The organism is Staphylococcus sp. FSL K6-0223 (assembly GCF_038008285.1).
In genome coordinates, this window is the sequence record NZ_JBBOYX010000001.1 from 258978 (window position 1) to 276330 (window position 17353).

The following is a 17353-nucleotide window of genomic DNA, read 5'->3' on the forward strand; positions in this document are numbered from 1 at the left end:
CATTGGAAACAGTATATCTAGCTGGAGGGTGTTTGTGGGGTGTACAAGCATTTATTAAAACATTGCCAGGTGTTATGGCTACTGAAGCAGGACGTGCGAATGGAATGACGCAGCGACTTGATGATGAATATGATGGCTATGTAGAATGCGTTAAAACAGTTTTTAATCCTGACATCACTTCAATTCATGATTTAATGCATTATTTATTTGAAATCATAGACCCATACAGTCTGAATAAGCAAGGCGTAGATAAAGGACCTAAATATCGTACAGGTGTTTATAGTGAAAATGAGAACCATCTTAAAGAAGCACAACAATTCATTCAACAACGTTCAGATAGAGATAAAATCGTTGTGGAAGTACGTCCTTTAGAAAATTATGTTAAAAGTGCAGACGAACATCAAGATAGATTAGATAAACATCCTGAAGATATATCATTATGTCACATCTCTAAAAGTATATTAAATAAATACAACTAAAAGGAATGGGACAGCATTCATATCGTATTCGTTGTCCCATGTGCGCTTTATTATTTCTTAGAAAATGTATCGATAAGACTAAGTGCAGCTAAACCTAATAAATCTAAAGCATGTTGTGCGCCAACCTTACCATGACCTGCTTCAAGGCGTTTGTATACTGCAACACTTAATACACTAAACGTGACAAGTGATCCTAAGCGAGAGATATTTTTATGCAAGACACTTGTGGCAAACAAACCCGATGCAATGAACTCAATCACACCTGCTAATTTCATTGCACGTTCCGATAATTTAAAATCTTGTGTAAATAGTTGTTTAGTGTAAGGGTTACCGGTAAGTTTACGTTTTGAAGCGGCATACAAATCTTTAGCGAGTTTTAAATTGGTAGCATAACGTAATATCATTATCAAAATGCTCCTTTATATCATATTTTTTAGTTAAACTAAGTATAAAAGTCGCGTTAAAAAAAGTTAAATAAAAACGTTCAGCATAAATGTGTGTAATGCATTCACGCTGAACGTTTTTATTTATATAGTTATTGAATTAGTTTTTACCGAACGTATCAGCAAAACTTAAAGCAGCTAAGCCGAGTAAATCTAAAGCGTGTTGTGCGCCTTCTTTACCGTGACCAGCTTCAAAGTGTTTGTAAGCTGCAACGCCTAATACGCCAAATGTTGCAATAGAACCTAAACGAGAAATATTTTTGTTTAAGAAACTTGCAACAAATAATGCAGCAGCAGTAGCTTCTACTGTACCTGCTAATTTAACTGATTTTTCTGGTAAACCAAATACATTTTTAAATGTATCAATCATTTCTTGGCTACCTTGTAATTTTGGTTTTGATGAATCATATAATTCTTTTGCAAGTTTTAAATTTGCAGCATAACGTAAGATCATTAATAAGTACTCCTTTTTTAGTTAAATTATTTTATTATAAAATAAGTATAATTTTTATACTAGAAATTATATGATTATTGGTAAGTAAAGTCAATAAAAAGCGTTAGATAATTACCTTTTTATAAGAAAGTGTTAATCAGTACACTTTAGAAACTATATTGAACGTGTCATAATAATACTGTTGTGACAAAATCTATGAAAGGAGTTATATTATGGAAACATCGATGAATTATAATCGAATGACTACAATTTTCTTTATTTCGGGTATTATTGTTATGGCAAGTTTATATACTGCTTTACCCCTTACCTCGGTATTCGCAAAAGATTTTGGCATTTCAAATGCTGTTGCCTCTCTAAATGGTGTGATCTTTTCAATTACGTATTCACTAAGTTGTCTATTTTATGGTACAATTTCTGAAAAATTTGGACGTATTCGTACGATTTTGTTTGGACTTATTGGACTCGTCATCATATGTTTACTTATAGGCTTCATTCATTCGTTCACACTACTTATTATTCTTCGTGCAATTCAAGGTATATGCGCGGCAGCTTTTTCACCTGTATCTATTACTTATGTCACTGAAACGTATTCCCCAGTAAAACGTGTGACTGCGATTAGTTTTATTAGTACAAGTTTTATGTTATCTGGTGTCATTGGCCAAAACTTGAGTGAAATTGTAGTACGTTATACTAATTGGCATATGGTGTATTTTATATTAACGTTACTTTACATTTTTATAGCAGTACTTATATATAAATATATTCCAGAAAGTCCAGTGAAAAATCCTCAACTCAAACTAGTAGGTTTCTTTAAAAACTTTAAAGATTTTAAAGATAATAAAATAGTCATATTATGTTATCTTATTTCTTTATCTTTACTTACAATGTTTATTAGTATGTATACAATCTTTAATCATTATATTACTTCTGATATTGTGGGTGGCTCGGAAGCAACAGCCATTAATGCTAAACTCTTTGGTATTATTGGGATGTTACTTTCATTATTAGCAGGACGTATGAGTGATCGTACAGGAGTTAAACATGTTATCGTAGGCGCATTAATTGTCAGTATAGTTTCTCTTATTTTAATGGGCTTCACTACAAATGTTATTTTATTAGTGATATGGAGTGTATTATTTGTAGGAGGTATTGCGTTTGCAATTCCATCTACTATTTCAAAAGTAGGTATGGTTGTCAATCGAAATCAAGGTTTCTTCTTATCTGTTAATACCTTTATTCTGTTTTTAGGAACAGCCATTGCGCCATTATTGATGATTCTTATTCAACCATTATCTAATTTCACATTACAATTTATAATGATTGCGACCATCGGCATCATCGCTCTTATAGTCGCTTTACTTTTACCAGGTAGAAAAAATGAAATACGATAATATATATGATATATAAAAGAATGACCAATGAAAAAATACAGGGAGTGTGACAACACTCATTTAGGATCTATTGACATACTCCCTATAACTTATGTATAAACTTAAGCTACGAAATATCCGATCAGACAAATTGCACCAATGAGTACAAATAAAACGCCAGGTAAATATATTTTTTCTCTAAGATCAATATCTTGTCTATATGCGACAAAGCTACTAATAGAGATGAGTATGATACCAACTACTAGTAAAATAATAGAAAGTATAAGCATCAACTCAGCCTCCTTCATATCAAAATTAATGAAAACGGTGTTCTCTTAATTTTATTATATTAGGAATAAACAAGTTTTTATAGCGATTTATTAATATAATGTAAAAATGTTATCATTTTTATAGTTATTTATTAATAAAATTTATAAGAAATTTACATTTAATAAAATAATTAAAAGGAGTAGAAAATGAATTCTAAAAGAATTGTTTTCTACTCCTTTGGTTATATAAATGATCTTTGCATATCATTGACGTCTAAATACTTTCATTTTTTAAAGAATAGATTAATGTCATGAAGTTTTGAATAAGAGAAGTGAGACGATGATCTGCCCGGTAAACGATAGAGATATAGCTTGAAGGTGGGCCTTCTTTTAATGACTTACCAATAATATTAGGATGATGGAATAAGGTGCTTTGGCTTACAAGACTTAGATAATTAGAATCTTTAATAATTGTTAATATACTACTAATACTATTTGATTCCATATGAACATTTAAATCAATAAAATTGTTTTTTCGCCAATCATCAATACTTTCTCGTGTTGAACCACTACTATGAATAATGAAACGATACGCATTTAAATCTTCTAATGAAATATCTGTTTTTGAAGCCAAAGGATGTCTTTTATCCATTGCGATAACAAGTGGATTTTCTTGAAGACGTTTCACTTTCAATTCTTTTTCATTGAATCCTTTTTCTGAAATAACACCGATATCAATCTCTCTATCTTTTATTTTATTTAGTATTATAGGAGCAGTATCTACAATTAAATTAATATCAATATTTGGATAATCGTGCATATATTTTTTAAAAGTGCTAGGAAGAATACTATAAATAGGTGCATGGCTTGCTCCAACGCGTAAAGTTCCACGTTTAGATTGTTTGAATTCTTCAATCATATTTGTTGTTTCATCAATTAAATTTAGCATTTTATTAGAATTACGATAAAGTAAGTCTCCAGCATCGGTTAAATTGAAACATTTCCCTTTTTTAAAATATAAAGGTATTCCAAGTTCGTTATTTAAATTTTTTAGATGAAATGTTACAGTTGGTTGCGTTATCCCCAGTTTTTCAGCAACAGCATTTTCATTCTGCAATTCAACAAAATTTTTAAAAATCATCATTTGTTTTGTATTCATAAATTAATTCCCCAAAATATATAAATTTTTTCTATTCTATTATTTATATTAAAGAAAGAATTTTGAGATTACGTTAATAAATTGTTTAAAGTTAGTTAATGTTGATACAGTATAATGGACTATACAGTATTGTCAGTAGAGAATTGAATCAGAATTCTGTTACGCTCTCATGTATTAAATTGAAAATTAAGGGTAATAACAATGTTGCGTAACAAGTCTTACAACATAAAGAATTTACATTTAAGGAGAGATTTACATGTCAGAAAGGCTACTTGTGATTTCTGATATTCATGGACATCGAAAAGCCCTTGCCACACTTTTAAAACGAGCAAAATATAATCCCAAAAAAGATCAGCTCGTACTTATGGGGGATTATGTCAATAATGGACCGGATTCATTTGGAACATTAAAATTAGTTAAAAGGTTAAAACGACGTGGTGCGATTGCTTTAGCAGGTAACCATGAAATGCGCTGGTTAAATAGTAAAAATAAAAAGATTAAGCGTTGGCATGCGTTCTTACGTGAATTATCTGCTGTTGAAGTGATTGGTAATTATATTTTTGCACATGCAGGAATAGATACCAATAAACCTTTGAATAAGCAGATTAAAGAATATACTACTGGGCATTATTCACATTCGCTTAATCGTCAGATTCCTAAAAATAAATATCTAGTTCATGGCCATGTACCGAATTATCGCTATGGATTAAAAAAAGACGACATTTATAAAAATAAAAATGAACTATCTATAGATACAGGCGCAGGACATAATAAGTTTTTATCGCTGATTGATTTAACAGGTCAATATCAGTATTCAGTAGAGGTAACGAATATTCGAAAAATGAATATAAAACGCTTAAACATATAATAGTTAATGATGTTTAATCTTTGATGAAAATAAATAAATAAAAATATAATAAGACATTCAAGTTTTATGTAAAATGTTATATAATGAAATGGAATATCACTAAAAAAGGGTGGCATTAATGAATAAAAATACGCAAAACGAAAATCGTAAAATGTCGAAGTTAAGTTCGTATTTAAAAGTGTCATGTTCAGCTTTAATATTAAGTAGTTCACTTGTAGGTTACGGGTTTACTAAAGATGCATTTGCAGCAACACAAGATGCAGAAACAGCAACTTCTGAAACTTCAACACATGTTCAAAAAGATTTACAAGATGCAATTAATAAAGCGAAAAAAGACATTAAGCAACTAAAACATTTAAGTGCAGTTGAGTTAAAAAGTTATAAAGAAGATATTGAAAGTGCTAAAAATCAGACTGAAATTAAAAATATAATCAAAGAAGCGAAAAAAGAAAATAAAGCAACAGCACAAGAAAACACAACGGACGTTTCAAACAAGGATAATAGTACTGAATCATCTAGCACTCAAGATGCGTCAACAGAAGAAAAAGCTACAACAAGTCACGACACTTCTGCTGATGATACATCTAATATATCAAATGATTTAGATAACATCGTATCAGATTTAGATGTTCTATCTAATAAAGTTGATAGCGGTCAACAAAAAGATGCAACAACATCAAATGAATCTTCGTCTTCTGAATCAAATACTTCTGAAAACACAACTGATGAAGTAACGAAAGAGGAATCCACTACGGAAGAATCATCAAAAGAAGCACCAACAACTGAGGATCCTTCAAATCAACCAACCTCTTCTAAATCAGAAACTTCTATTGTTGATAAATTAGATAGTATTAAAAATGATATCGATAGTGCTAAAAAAGACATGGAAAGTTCAAAAGAAAACAATTCAAACCAATTACCAAGTGATGACAATAATACTGAAGAGGCGACAACTGAATCATCTAGCACTCAAGATGCGCCAATAACAGAAGACACAACACATTCTAATTCAAACCATCATGTATTAGATGAATTAGCTAAATTAAACAATACGCATAAAGATCAAGACTTAGATACAGATGTACGACATCATCAATTTGATAAAGTGAATCACCAATTATCAGAAACTGAAAAAATTAATCAAGCTATTGCTAAAATTGAAAATAGTAAAGATGATGCCAGTCATTTATATATCAATCGTAAATTAGATCAATTATCTGATTTACGTGATAACATTCAACATCAAGCTGATTTAGCGAAAAAAGATAAACAAGCTATTGATAATGACATTGAAACTGTACGTAAAAATATAGAGAATAACCGTGATATTATTCTTAATCGTTTGCAACAAGCGTCTGACAAACAACATGCAGCTGAAGATATATTAAATAGCGTGTTTAGTAAAAATGAAGCACAACACATCTTGAAAAATATTAAAACAAAAGGGCAGTCTGATAAACAAATTGCAGATCAGATTATGAAACAAATTGATGGATTAACTTCAACAACGAGTGATGACATTTTAAAATCTATGTTAGAACAAGCTACTAATAAAGAGGATTTATTAAAAACAATTTTATCTACACGTTTAGGGCAAAATGAAGCGGCTACTATTGCGAAACGATTAGCCAATGACCATTTAACAAATTCACAAATTGTTGATCGCTTAAAACAAGCATTTAATCAACATGGTCTTGTGTCTAGTGATGATATTTTAAATGATATTTTAGATAAAACGTCTAATCGTAAACAAGCTATTGAAACAATGTTAGCAACAAAATTAAACCAAGCAAAAGCGAAAGCTTTAGCTGATATTATTTCAAGAGTACAATCTGACAAAGCGAATGCTTTGGATTTAGTGAAAAGTACAATTAACGGTAAAGCAAATGAATTATTACAACTTCAAAATAGCTTAGGTCAAGCCAAAAATAGATTAAATTATATTCTTGATCCAATTGTAAATCGCCCATCATTATTAGATCGTATTACGGGTAACACAAGTGGTTCAAATCTTGGTTCAAGTCTATTAGGCAATCTTCCTTCAGGTAGTAGTTTGCTTGATGGATTAACAAATGGAAACAGCTTACTTGACGGTATAAGTGATATTCCTAATCCAACACAAGGCTTATCATTAGGTCATTTAGGCGATGATGGTTTACTTAGCGGTTTATTTAATAGTGATGGAAATTTATCATTACCTGCAACAGGTGAAGCCATTAAGAAAAACTGGATTCCGATTGCAGCAGTGATTGCTATTGCAGGCGGGGCACTTGTATGGTTCAGTCGTCGTAAACATCACAAATCTAATAACTAAACCAAATAAATAGGAGTAAATAATTAATGCCATTGAACATTAATTATTTACTCTATTTTTATATGTTGAGTTGTTGCACTTAAATGGACAACTCAACATATGTAAAAGATGTATCCAAAGTATGAATCATAATCAATTTACTTTACATCATCATTGAATGTCATATGCATTAGACATAAACTTGAAGTGTGAAAAAACAATTTTAAAATGACTCAATTGTAATTATGACGTGGCACATGTTGAAGTGATTAAGATTAAAGGGGTGGGGAGCATGGAACACAGTGAACGCGTATCGCATATAGCATCTGATAAAAAAGAGAAAAAACGGTTTCGATTAAAAATGCCTGGTGCATTTACAATATTATTTATTTTAACCATTATTGCGGTGTTAGCAACTTGGATTGTGCCAGCAGGTGCGTATTCTAAGCTTTCTTATAATCCAGGAGCGCATGAATTTAAGATTGTCGATGCACATCATAAAACAACGACAGTCCCAGGGACACAAGAGCAACTTGATAAATTAGGTGTCAAAATTGATGTGAATCAATTTAAATCAGGTGCTATCAATAAACCGATATCGATTCCTGGAACTTACGAGCGCTTGAAACAAAAGCCAGCGGGTCCCGATCAAATTACGACAAGTATGGTAAATGGAACGATTGAAGCTGTCGATGTCATGGTATTTATTCTTGTGCTTGGTGGTTTAATAGGCGTCGTACAAACGAGTGGTGCTTTTGAATCGGGATTATTAGCATTAACTAAAAAAACTAAAGGACATGAATTTTTACTGGTCTTTATGGTATCTATCTTAATGATTTTAGGTGGAACGTTATGTGGCATTGAAGAAGAAGCGGTCGCTTTCTATCCAGTGTTGGTACCTATCTTTATAGCGATGGGCTATGACTCTATTATATGTGTAGGGTCTATTTTCTTGGCGAGTTCTATTGGGAGTACGTTTTCAACAGTTAATCCCTTTTCAGTAGTCATCGCCTCTAATGCCGCAGGAACAACCTTTGTAGATGGATTATATTGGCGTATTGCTGGACTTATTGTAGCAACCATCTTTACGATTGGATATTTATACTGGTATGCAAAACGCATAAAAAAAAATCCGAAACGATCATACACTTATGATGATAAAGTGAAGTTTGAACGACAATGGTCAGTGATTAAGAATAATAGTGAAGACAGTATCTTTACCTTACGTGAAAAAATTATTTTAATACTCTTTATCTTGCCCTTCCCAATTATGGTTTGGGGCGTCATGACTCAGGGATGGTGGTTCCCGATTATGGCGTCTATGTTTTTAGCCTTTACCATTGTGATTATGCTTATTGTCGCATTAGGTAAGAATGGATTAGGTGAGAAAAAAGTGGTCGATGCATTTGTTAATGGTGCATCAAGCTTAGTAGGCGTATCATTAATCATTGGTCTTGCACGTGGTATTAATAGGATTATGAATGATGGACTGATTTCAGATACAGTGTTAAATTTTTCATCATCACTTGTAAAACATGTGAATGGACCACTGTTTATTCTTGTATTATTGATTATCTTTTTCTTCCTAGGATTTATTATTCCTTCATCATCAGGATTAGCTGTACTGGCGATGCCAATATTTGCACCACTTGCTGATACAGTAGGTATCCCTCGATTTGTGATTGTTACAGCGTATCAATTTGGACAATATGCGATGCTATTTTTAGCACCAACAGGATTGATTATGGCTACATTACAAATGTTGGATATGAAATATTCACATTGGTTTAAATTTGTATGGCCAATTGTCGTTTTTGTATTTATCTTTGGCGGTGGCTTATTAGTTGCCCAAGTATTAGTATATTCATAATAAAAAAGCCATTGAGTTTCAAATTTTTGAAACTCAATGGCTTTTGTTATGCATTTATTTAGGTTGAATGTAGTGTAAAGATGAGGCAGTATCCGCATCAATTTGACGATATGATACAATACCTAATCCTTTTACATTTGATTCTGAAATAATGATTGATCCATCATCATTGACTTTTTCAACGAAAGCAACGTGACCATATAACCCACTTGCTCCAGATTGACCTGCTTCAAATACAACTGCTGTATGATTTTTAGGGGTTGTACTTACATTATACCCTGCGTCTTCAGCGCTATTATCCCAGTTATGTGCATCGCCCCAATGACCGCCTACATGTTTATCAAATTGTTGAGCACGTTCGTACACATACCAAGTACATTGACCATATGGATACGGTGAAGCAACATCTGAAATTGAAAATGGCTTAAATGCACTTCCTGAAACATCTGTGCCACTACTTCCTATTGATGTTGAGTATTTATCTAAATCAGGCATGTGTTTCTTATCAAAATCAGTTAAATTGTAATGTTCAATTAAGCTATTTAATTTCGTTGCATAGTTTGGATCAGTCGCATAAGTTTGGCTTAAATGACGTGTTGCTGAACGATAACTTGGTGCAATGTTTTTCCAAGATGATTTATAAATTGTAGGATTACCGTCAATACCGTGTTTGATTAAATCAGCATAATCTTTTAATGAAGCTTTAAGATTTGGATATTTACGGAAACTAGCATTAATACTAAATATATGATTATCGCTACTAGCTTCAAGTGTATTGAAGTTAACTGAAGCGCCTTTATAACTACCTTTCATACCGAATAAATTGTAGTTTGGTGCTTGTGCAAGAGCGCTATTACCTGAACTTGATTCTAAAATGGCCTGCGCAATCATAACAGAAGCATAAATGTCATTATCTTGCCCAATTTTATGCGCATCTTTAGCAATAGATGTAATAAATTCACGTGTTGCTTTATTTTCTACCACTGCCATCTTTCCATTAGTAACATTGTTCCCATCTAATTGTGGTACGTCTTGGAATAAACTTATAGCGCGTGTATTACTTTGTTTAAAATCATTTTCAAATGATTGTGGTGCTTCTTGTTTATGTTTTAGTTGTTTTTCCGTTGGTAATTGTGGATTGTCTTTATTTGTGTCTAGTTGGTCTTGAGTTGTTGATGTATCTTTTTTTGAATCTTCATTTTGTGATGCTTGAGATGTGCTGTCTTTTTTAGATGATGTATAGTCTTTATGTGTTTGTGTTGCTTTATCACTATATTTATCAAGAAGCGCATCTAGTACATCCTCTGATTGTTGACGATCTTTATTAGGTGTTGCTTGCTCTTCTTGAGAGGTTTGAGATGTTGTATTTTTTGTTGTTTGCTGTGATGTTGATTGATTGCTATTTTCAGATGTCGAGGACTCATTAGTATTAGAATCATTTAAATCTGAAGCTAATTGATTCAATGAATCTAAGGCTTTGCTTACGCTAGAATCATCAGTTGAATAATTGTTATTACTGTTACTATATTTAAATGATGACTCAGACGATTGATCTGACTGGTTATTTTCTGTTAGTACCTCAGATTGATTTGATGGTGTGGTATGACTATTTGACTTATCAGATGAGTCTTGAGGTGATGGATCAATTGTTGTGTGTTGATGTGATGATTCAGTACGATCTTCATCTGAAGAAGTTGTATTCGTTGCATTTTTGTCATCATTAGTATTAGATGAAGATGAATCACTTTCAACATGTTCATATTTAGAAATATCATCATCAAAATGGAATAAAGATGAAATCAAACTTGTTAAACTGAAGCCATTTTCAAAGTGACTAGGATCTAAAAAGTTTGATGAGAATGAATGATTTGAACCATTCATGTTAAATACAGATAATGGTGTATGATACGTGTCTTCATCTTTAGTATGAGATGAACGATTATTTTTCGAATGTGTTGATGATGGTTTAGAATGAGAAGCGGCATCTTCATTTGAAACTGTGTCTGATTGACTTTCTTTTGACTGAGGGTCTTGCTTTTTATTATTATCAGAGCTATCAGAAGTTGAATTTTCTGAAGATGGAATTTCATTGCTTTCAGTACGTGTTGTTTCTGATGTAGAAGTTGAATCCTCATTATTTGATTCAGATGTTTTAGTTTGTTTTGTAGTCTCTTCAGCTTGAGCAACACTAGACGTAAATGTTGGTAAAACCAGAGTTGTAGTTAGCAAATATATCATGAATTTTTGCTTCGACATCAATAAACGCTCCTTACTTTTGTATAATATATTTTATAAATCCGTCTTAAGTCAGACGATTTCTATCGTATTTTAACGTAGCATTAGCTTTGTCGTTAAAATTATTTTCTGCTATAATGCATGAGTACCATTTTAATTGTTGAAGTATATCAACTAATTACGGCATTCGTGATAAAAGTATTATACTAATTCTACGATATAAAAAACAATGTTTTAAATCATATTGATATAAATTCTTAATATTTCATTTTTAGGAGAGTGAAAATGAAGAACGCGTTTAAACTATTTTTGACAGACTTAAAGCGTGTCGCTAAAACATCTGCTGCTTGGGTAATTCTAGGCGGTTTGGCAATTTTACCTTCATTTTACGCATGGTTTAATTTATGGGCAATGTGGGATCCATATAGTAATACAGGTCATATTAAAGTGGCAGTTGTAAACGAAGACCAAGGCGATAAAATTCGAGGTAAGAAAATTAATGTAGGTAATACGCTCGAAGACACATTGAAGAACAATGATAAATTTGATTGGCAATTTGTCAGTCGGGAGAAAGCAGATCATGAAATACGAATGGGTAAATATTATGCAGGAATTTATATACCTAAGAAATTTACACATCAAATTACGGGAACACTTCGTAAACATCCGGAAAAAGCAGATATTACATATAAAGTGAACCAAAAAATTAATGCTGTCGCCCCTAAAATGACTGATACCGGTTCGACAATTATTGTTGATGAAGCCAATAAACAATTTAATACTACTGTAACGAAAGCATTATTGAAAGCAGCAAATAAAGTAGGTCTTCAAATTGAAGACGAAGTACCAACTATCGATAAAATTAAAAATGCAGTCTATACTGCCCATCAATCTTTACCTAAATTGAATAAAATTGCAGATAGAATTGTTTATCTTAATGATCATCAAGATCAGCTTGATCGATATGCGAATCAATTCCGTGATTTAGATAACTATAAAGATGATATTTTAAATGCTCAACAAAAATTAAATGATGTCAATGCAGCGATTCCTTCTTTAAATCAAAAAGCAAAACTCATTCTCGCATTGAATGAATATATGCCTAACATTCAGAAATTAGTGAATGTAGCAGCAGATGATATTCCTCAGACGTTCCCTAAAATTAATAGAGGGATAGAGATTGCGAGTCAAGGATTAGACTTAGCGAATCAACAACTTAACGATGCACAAGGTTATTTAGGTATGGCTAAGCAACGTGTTGGGGATTATCAAGAGGCAACTAGGCGAGCACAAGCAGTTAATGGTAATGTGAATAATAATTTACGACAACAAAGTGCGACAACTAATGACAACGGTATGCCTCAATATACGATTCAAAAACTAAGTAATAGTTCGAATAATGATCAATTACCTAATGGTCAGATTCTTTCGAATGAAGATGTTAAATCAATGAATAGTGGACTTGCTGAAGCATTACTTGCATTATCTTCAAATGCGGATAAGCAAGCTAAGGCATCACAATCTGATGTAAAAGCATTAAGAGATATAACGTATGGTGTCATTGCCTCTAATCGTCCAACAGAATATAATGACATGCTTCGAAATATTAAAGGACGTTTAGAAAACACTTCAAAATACAATCAACAATTGATTGATGTATTAAAAGAATTACAACAACGTGAACATGTGAATTTAGCACCACAAATTAAACGAATCGAAAGTACCAATAACCGTATTAATGATACGTTACGTTCTACTAACCAATTGATTGATGCATTATCAAGTGGTGGTAAAGGTAGTGCGGAGTCTATTAATGTATTAAGAAGCTTGCCAGCTTTAAATTCTGGTTTAGGTAGTTATAGAGATTACATTAAAGATAATTTAAATCATCGTTTACTTGTAGTTTCTAATGATATTACAAAACAATTAAGTGAAGGCCAAGTTGTATTATCAGATGTGCAATCTAAATTAAATACGATTAATCAAGTGATTCAAGCAGGTCAAGATATTGTAGGTAATGGTCAAACTCGTATTGCAACACTTCAAAGTGAATTACCATCACTTGAAGCGGGATATATTGAAGCAACTCAAACTGCTAAAAATTACTTCCCAACAGTACGAAAAAATGTAGCAAAAGCTGCAGACTTTGTACGTAATGATTTACCTGATTTAGAACAACGTCTTGCGAATGCAACAGCTACTGTTAATGCTAACTTACCAACATTATTTGATAAGTATGATAATGCAGTAGATTTATTAGATGAGAATCAACCAAAAGCAAAAGAAGCTTTAGCGAATTTAGCGAACTTTGCACAAACAAAATTACCTGGTATCGAAAGAGATTTAAATAAGGCTAATGATATATTCAATCAATTGGACGATGACGATGCAGTAGATAAGCTTGTTAATAGTCTAAAAAATGATTTGAAAAAACAAGCAGATGTTATCGCAAACCCAATTAATAAGAAAACTGTGGATGTTTTCCCAGTCAGAGATTATGGTTCAGGGATGACACCATTCTATACAGCATTATCCATTTGGGTAGGCGCTTTATTATTAGTGAGTTTATTAACAGTGCATAACAAACATGAAGAATTAGCAGATCAGTTAACGAAACGGCAAGAATATCTTGGTAAAGGAATGTTCTTTATCTTGATGGGTGTATTACAAACCCTCATTGTTACAACAGGTGACTTATTCTTACTTCATGCGCAAGTAGAATCACCATTGCTCTTTGTACTCGTTGCATTATTTGGAGCCATTGTGTTTAATACCATTGTTTATACGTGTGTATCTATACTGGGTAACCCAGGTAAAGCTGTAGCCATTATTCTTTTAGTATTACAAATTGCAGGTGGCGGCGGTACCTTCCCAGTGGCTACACTACCTAAGTTCTTCCAAAACATTTCGCCGTACTTACCATTTACGTATTTAATTGATTGTTTACGTGAAGTAGTCGGTGGTATTGTACCGGAAATTTTAATTACAAAATTAATCATATTTGGACTCTTCGGTCTTGGTTTCTTCTTAATTGGATTTATTGCTAAACCATTCTTAGATCCAATTATGACTAAGATTGCAAAACGCGTAGAAGAAAGTAAAGTAACAGAATAGAAAATAAAAGAGCCTGATTGATAATGAAATATCATTATCAGTCAGGCTATTATTTTTAATTAGACTTGTTATTAGATTCACTACTACGATTAGTGTGACTTTCAGTTGAAGACTGCGTACTTTGTTGTGATGAAGGTTTTTCTTCTGTTGAAGGTTGTTCAGTTGATGTTTGCTCTGAAGATGGTTTGTCTTCTGTGCTTTGAGATGTGGGTTGTTTTGATGTGTTACTTTCTGAACGATGTTGTGATTGTGACGTAGTTGATGATTCGCTTGTTTTTGGCTGTGTAATTTGAACAGTAGAGTGACGTTGTGTCGCTTGTTGGTCCTCTTGTATTGACTGACTGGTTGGCTCGGATTGCGCATTGGTACCATTGTCAGACTGACTTGTTTCATTAGATTGAACTGTATGACTTTCAGAAGTAGTTTCTTTTTTATCTTTCTTTTTAGTAGATTGTGTTTGATTTGGGTCAGATTGATTAGAATGAGTGGCTGCAAAAAAGACTGAAAATCCTAATGCCACAATAAGTAATATAATGACTATAGTTGCTAATATTTTTTTCAAATTATAGTCCTCCATTTTTAATTCATTTCTTTAATTTATTATAATCAAAGTTCAACAAATAGGTAGTATTTATATAACCAAATCATATTACATTTTATTTACATAATTCTGTGATAGATACATCTAAAGTACAGTGAATTAAGATAAAGAGTATGAGATAATAATAGTGAAATAAAAATTCATTAGAGAAAGAAGGACAATCATGAATAAAATAGTTAAATCTATAGCATCAGTTACTTTAGCATTTGGGACAGTATTAGGCGTAAGTACAACTGTTTTACCAATCGAGGATACAGCTCATGCAGCTACAAAGCCATATTATGTATATAACGGATATGTTGATAAAGACGCAAAATTTGTAACAAATAAACAGTTTATTAAAGCAGTTAAATATGGAAATGTAACAATGAATGGAATAAAATTTGAAAAAGCGCATAGTAATAAAGAACTTGAAAAATATAACCAAAAATTTACTGGTGTAAGTAAAGATGGCAAGAAGGCGAATAAAGTTCAATTTAGTGTTAAAGGAGATTTGACATATAATCAATTGAAAAAAGCGTATGGCTCAGATTTTAAAAAGGTAAAGGGTACTCCAAGTGATAAAAAAAGTGGTATTTTCGAATATCAACCTAAGAAAGATGGATTAATTGTTTCTTTTGTTATAACACATGGAAGAACAGTAGAAGTAAATATTGGCTATGAAGGTGTCACAACAAGTAAATAAATGATAAATACGAGCGGAATTGAGTTCAATTCTCGCTCGTTTTTATTATTCAATGTGACATAATACTGCAAATTCGAGTTGCATTGTTTGTGAGCCATTCTCATTACTAATTGTAATATACCGCTTTAAAATATCAATACGTTTAATATAAGCTGCAATAGAATGAATCGTACCATTTCTAAAATAACTAATCATAGCGAGTTGATGAGTTGTATATTTTTCGATTAATCGTCTATTCAGAATATTGAATTGATCATCCGACAAAGAGGGCATCGTTATTTTATTTTGATTTTCGATAAAAGTTTTTATTCGTTCATATTGTTCAGGCATCACTGTAAAAGGTGCCCACTTAATCATGCCACGTCCTTGTGGTATATTAGCGTCTAAATATTCTCTAGGAATGTTACGATAATCTGTTTCATGTTTGTATTGATCAGGAATCATTAAAATCACCTCGATAATATTATAGAACATATGTTCGTATTATTGAAGTGGTTTCTCATAATATAAATAAATCTTATATTTAAAAATTAAAATAATGAATTTATATATCATAAGACCACAAGTTTAACAAAGGGGAAGTAAACTCGTGGTCTAATGTTATGACGTAGTATAACTTTTTATGAAGGAGTAAATAGAACTATTACTCCTATTTATAGTATAACACAATTTTATAAAAAAATATTTAAATAGATAACCAATTGCTATAATGATTGTATAGATATGAGTAATGAAGTATGATATGAGTAGTTTAAAGAGAAAGAGGAAGACGCATATGAAAAAGACAACAAAAGTATGTGTAGCTACAACAATAGCGTTTAGTACACTATTAGGTGCTAGCGTCACAGATGCACTTGTTCAACAGCCGACTGCACACGCAGCAACGTTATCATATTACAACTATAATGGTTATGCGGGTCAAAATGCTTCATTCGTATTAGATAAAAATTTTAAAAATGCGATTAAAGCTGAAAATGTTAAATTTAATGGCATTAAAATTAAATCGACAACATCTAATAAATCGGTATTGAAATATGATCAATACTTCAGAAATGTATCTAAAGATGGTAAAACTGCCTCGTTATTAGATATGGAAGTCAAAGGTCAACTTTCATTAACACAACTTAAAAAAGTATATAGTAAAGAGCTACAAAAAATTGATAATGGTAACAACAACACAACAGGTATTTATTATTATCAACCTAAACAAAATGGTATGACAGTTTGGTTTGATGTTAATAAAGGTAAAGTAGACCGAGTCGTATTAGGCTATAGTACAGTACAAAAAGCAATGAATTAAATGGGTGATTGAAGTGAACGTATTCGCTTCAATCATTTTTTATACACATAGGCGAATAAATATTAAATGATTATATAAAGGTATTTCAAGTTAAAATTTTAAAATCGTCTTCTGATCGATAATTAAAAGGTTTTATTATTGGAAATTAACATTTAGTGCTACGATAGAATTATATACATGAAATGTATATTATGAACCACTGCTTCATGATAA

The 17353-nt window shown here is 31.8% G+C and carries 15 protein-coding genes; 8 read left to right on the forward strand and 7 right to left on the reverse strand.

The features are described 5' to 3' along the window. Positions 1-2: 2 nt before the first annotated feature. On the forward strand, positions 3-479 hold the full coding sequence (locus MHI13_RS01215; protein WP_054105827.1) for a peptide-methionine (S)-S-oxide reductase: 477 nt from the start codon (positions 3-5) through the stop codon (positions 477-479). Between the two features lie 50 nt (positions 480-529). Here the strand turns inward: MHI13_RS01215 and MHI13_RS01220 are convergent, their stop codons facing one another. Both MHI13_RS01220 and MHI13_RS01225 read right to left on the reverse strand, forming a co-directional pair. Further along, positions 530-883, reverse strand: a complete 354-nt coding sequence (locus MHI13_RS01220; RefSeq protein WP_002449196.1) for a hypothetical protein — start codon at positions 881-883, stop codon at positions 530-532. Between the two features lie 139 nt (positions 884-1022). Beyond that, positions 1023-1376 carry a DoxX family protein gene (locus MHI13_RS01225; protein ID WP_054105828.1) on the reverse strand — a complete coding sequence of 118 codons (354 nt, stop codon included), beginning with the start codon at positions 1374-1376 and terminating at the stop codon, positions 1023-1025. 212 nt (positions 1377-1588) lie between these two features. Between MHI13_RS01225 and MHI13_RS01230 the strand changes: the two genes are divergently transcribed. Next, a complete protein-coding gene (locus MHI13_RS01230; protein ID WP_054105829.1) occupies positions 1589-2767 on the forward strand; it encodes an MFS transporter in 1179 nt (392 codons plus the stop codon). Positions 2768-2868: 101 nt separating this feature from the next. Here MHI13_RS01230 and MHI13_RS01235 read toward each other — a convergent pair whose 3' ends face one another. Beyond that, on the reverse strand, positions 2869-3036 hold the full coding sequence (locus MHI13_RS01235) for a hypothetical protein (RefSeq protein WP_002449294.1): 168 nt from the start codon (positions 3034-3036) through the stop codon (positions 2869-2871). Positions 3037-3289: 253 nt separating this feature from the next. Next, entirely contained in the window at positions 3290-4174 is an 885-nt protein-coding gene (locus MHI13_RS01240; RefSeq protein WP_054105830.1) for a LysR family transcriptional regulator, read from the reverse strand. A 256-nt stretch (positions 4175-4430) separates the two neighbouring features. Between MHI13_RS01240 and MHI13_RS01245 the strand changes: the two genes are divergently transcribed. The 3 genes from MHI13_RS01245 to MHI13_RS01255 all read left to right on the forward strand — a co-directional run bounded on the left by MHI13_RS01245 (position 4431) and on the right by MHI13_RS01255 (position 9205). Further along, positions 4431-5042 (forward strand): metallophosphoesterase, encoded by a 612-nt coding sequence (locus MHI13_RS01245; RefSeq protein ID WP_054105831.1) that lies wholly within the window; start codon positions 4431-4433, stop codon positions 5040-5042. A 118-nt stretch (positions 5043-5160) separates the two neighbouring features. Next, the gene (locus MHI13_RS01250; RefSeq protein ID WP_145423049.1) at positions 5161-7356 is read left to right on the forward strand and encodes an LPXTG cell wall anchor domain-containing protein; all 2196 of its coding nucleotides are present in this window, start codon (positions 5161-5163) and stop codon (positions 7354-7356) included. A gap of 271 nt (positions 7357-7627) precedes the next feature. Then, complete coding sequence (locus MHI13_RS01255; protein WP_070548543.1) at positions 7628-9205, forward strand: YfcC family protein; 1578 nt, start codon at positions 7628-7630, stop codon at positions 9203-9205. A gap of 54 nt (positions 9206-9259) precedes the next feature. On the opposite strand, the gene MHI13_RS01260 is transcribed toward MHI13_RS01255, so the two are convergent. Further along, positions 9260-11461 (reverse strand): amidase domain-containing protein, encoded by a 2202-nt coding sequence (locus MHI13_RS01260; RefSeq protein WP_070548541.1) that lies wholly within the window; start codon positions 11459-11461, stop codon positions 9260-9262. 264 nt (positions 11462-11725) lie between these two features. Here MHI13_RS01260 and MHI13_RS01265 point away from each other — a divergent pair, with 264 nt between their 5' ends. Beyond that, a complete protein-coding gene (locus MHI13_RS01265) occupies positions 11726-14554 on the forward strand; it encodes a YhgE/Pip domain-containing protein (protein ID WP_070548539.1) in 2829 nt (942 codons plus the stop codon). 55 nt (positions 14555-14609) lie between these two features. Here the strand turns inward: MHI13_RS01265 and MHI13_RS01270 are convergent, their stop codons facing one another. Further along, on the reverse strand, positions 14610-15116 hold the full coding sequence (locus tag MHI13_RS01270) for a hypothetical protein (RefSeq protein ID WP_070548536.1): 507 nt from the start codon (positions 15114-15116) through the stop codon (positions 14610-14612). A gap of 202 nt (positions 15117-15318) precedes the next feature. Here MHI13_RS01270 and isaB (MHI13_RS01275) point away from each other — a divergent pair, with 202 nt between their 5' ends. After that, complete coding sequence (gene isaB, locus MHI13_RS01275; protein WP_070548535.1) at positions 15319-15840, forward strand: immunodominant staphylococcal antigen IsaB family protein; 522 nt, start codon at positions 15319-15321, stop codon at positions 15838-15840. Positions 15841-15885: 45 nt separating this feature from the next. Here isaB (MHI13_RS01275) and MHI13_RS01280 read toward each other — a convergent pair whose 3' ends face one another. Next, positions 15886-16284, reverse strand: coding sequence for a YolD-like family protein (locus MHI13_RS01280; RefSeq protein ID WP_070548533.1), 399 nt, complete (start codon positions 16282-16284; stop codon positions 15886-15888). Positions 16285-16615: 331 nt separating this feature from the next. Here MHI13_RS01280 and isaB (MHI13_RS01285) point away from each other — a divergent pair, with 331 nt between their 5' ends. Next, positions 16616-17140, forward strand: a complete 525-nt coding sequence (gene isaB, locus MHI13_RS01285; protein ID WP_070548531.1) for an immunodominant staphylococcal antigen IsaB family protein — start codon at positions 16616-16618, stop codon at positions 17138-17140. Positions 17141-17353: the final 213 nt, after the last annotated feature.

What these genes read in the sequence shown, in the direction of transcription:
- MHI13_RS01230 (WP_054105829.1), top strand. Translation starts at nt 1,589, where the DNA reads ATGGAAACATCGATGAATTATAATCGAATGACTACAATTTTCTTTATT.
- MHI13_RS01280 (WP_070548533.1), bottom strand. Translation starts at nt 16,284, where the DNA reads ATGATTCCTGATCAATACAAACATGAAACAGATTATCGTAACATTCCT.
- MHI13_RS01220 (WP_002449196.1), bottom strand. Translation starts at nt 883, where the DNA reads ATGATATTACGTTATGCTACCAATTTAAAACTCGCTAAAGATTTGTAT.
- MHI13_RS01240 (WP_054105830.1), bottom strand. Translation starts at nt 4,174, where the DNA reads ATGAATACAAAACAAATGATGATTTTTAAAAATTTTGTTGAATTGCAG.
- MHI13_RS01235 (WP_002449294.1), bottom strand. Translation starts at nt 3,036, where the DNA reads ATGCTTATACTTTCTATTATTTTACTAGTAGTTGGTATCATACTCATC.
- MHI13_RS01255 (WP_070548543.1), top strand. Translation starts at nt 7,628, where the DNA reads ATGGAACACAGTGAACGCGTATCGCATATAGCATCTGATAAAAAAGAG.
- MHI13_RS01245 (WP_054105831.1), top strand. Translation starts at nt 4,431, where the DNA reads ATGTCAGAAAGGCTACTTGTGATTTCTGATATTCATGGACATCGAAAA.
- MHI13_RS01250 (WP_145423049.1), top strand. Translation starts at nt 5,161, where the DNA reads ATGAATAAAAATACGCAAAACGAAAATCGTAAAATGTCGAAGTTAAGT.
- MHI13_RS01265 (WP_070548539.1), top strand. Translation starts at nt 11,726, where the DNA reads ATGAAGAACGCGTTTAAACTATTTTTGACAGACTTAAAGCGTGTCGCT.
- isaB (WP_070548531.1), top strand. Translation starts at nt 16,616, where the DNA reads ATGAAAAAGACAACAAAAGTATGTGTAGCTACAACAATAGCGTTTAGT.
- MHI13_RS01225 (WP_054105828.1), bottom strand. Translation starts at nt 1,376, where the DNA reads ATGATCTTACGTTATGCTGCAAATTTAAAACTTGCAAAAGAATTATAT.
- isaB (WP_070548535.1), top strand. Translation starts at nt 15,319, where the DNA reads ATGAATAAAATAGTTAAATCTATAGCATCAGTTACTTTAGCATTTGGG.
- MHI13_RS01260 (WP_070548541.1), bottom strand. Translation starts at nt 11,461, where the DNA reads ATGTCGAAGCAAAAATTCATGATATATTTGCTAACTACAACTCTGGTT.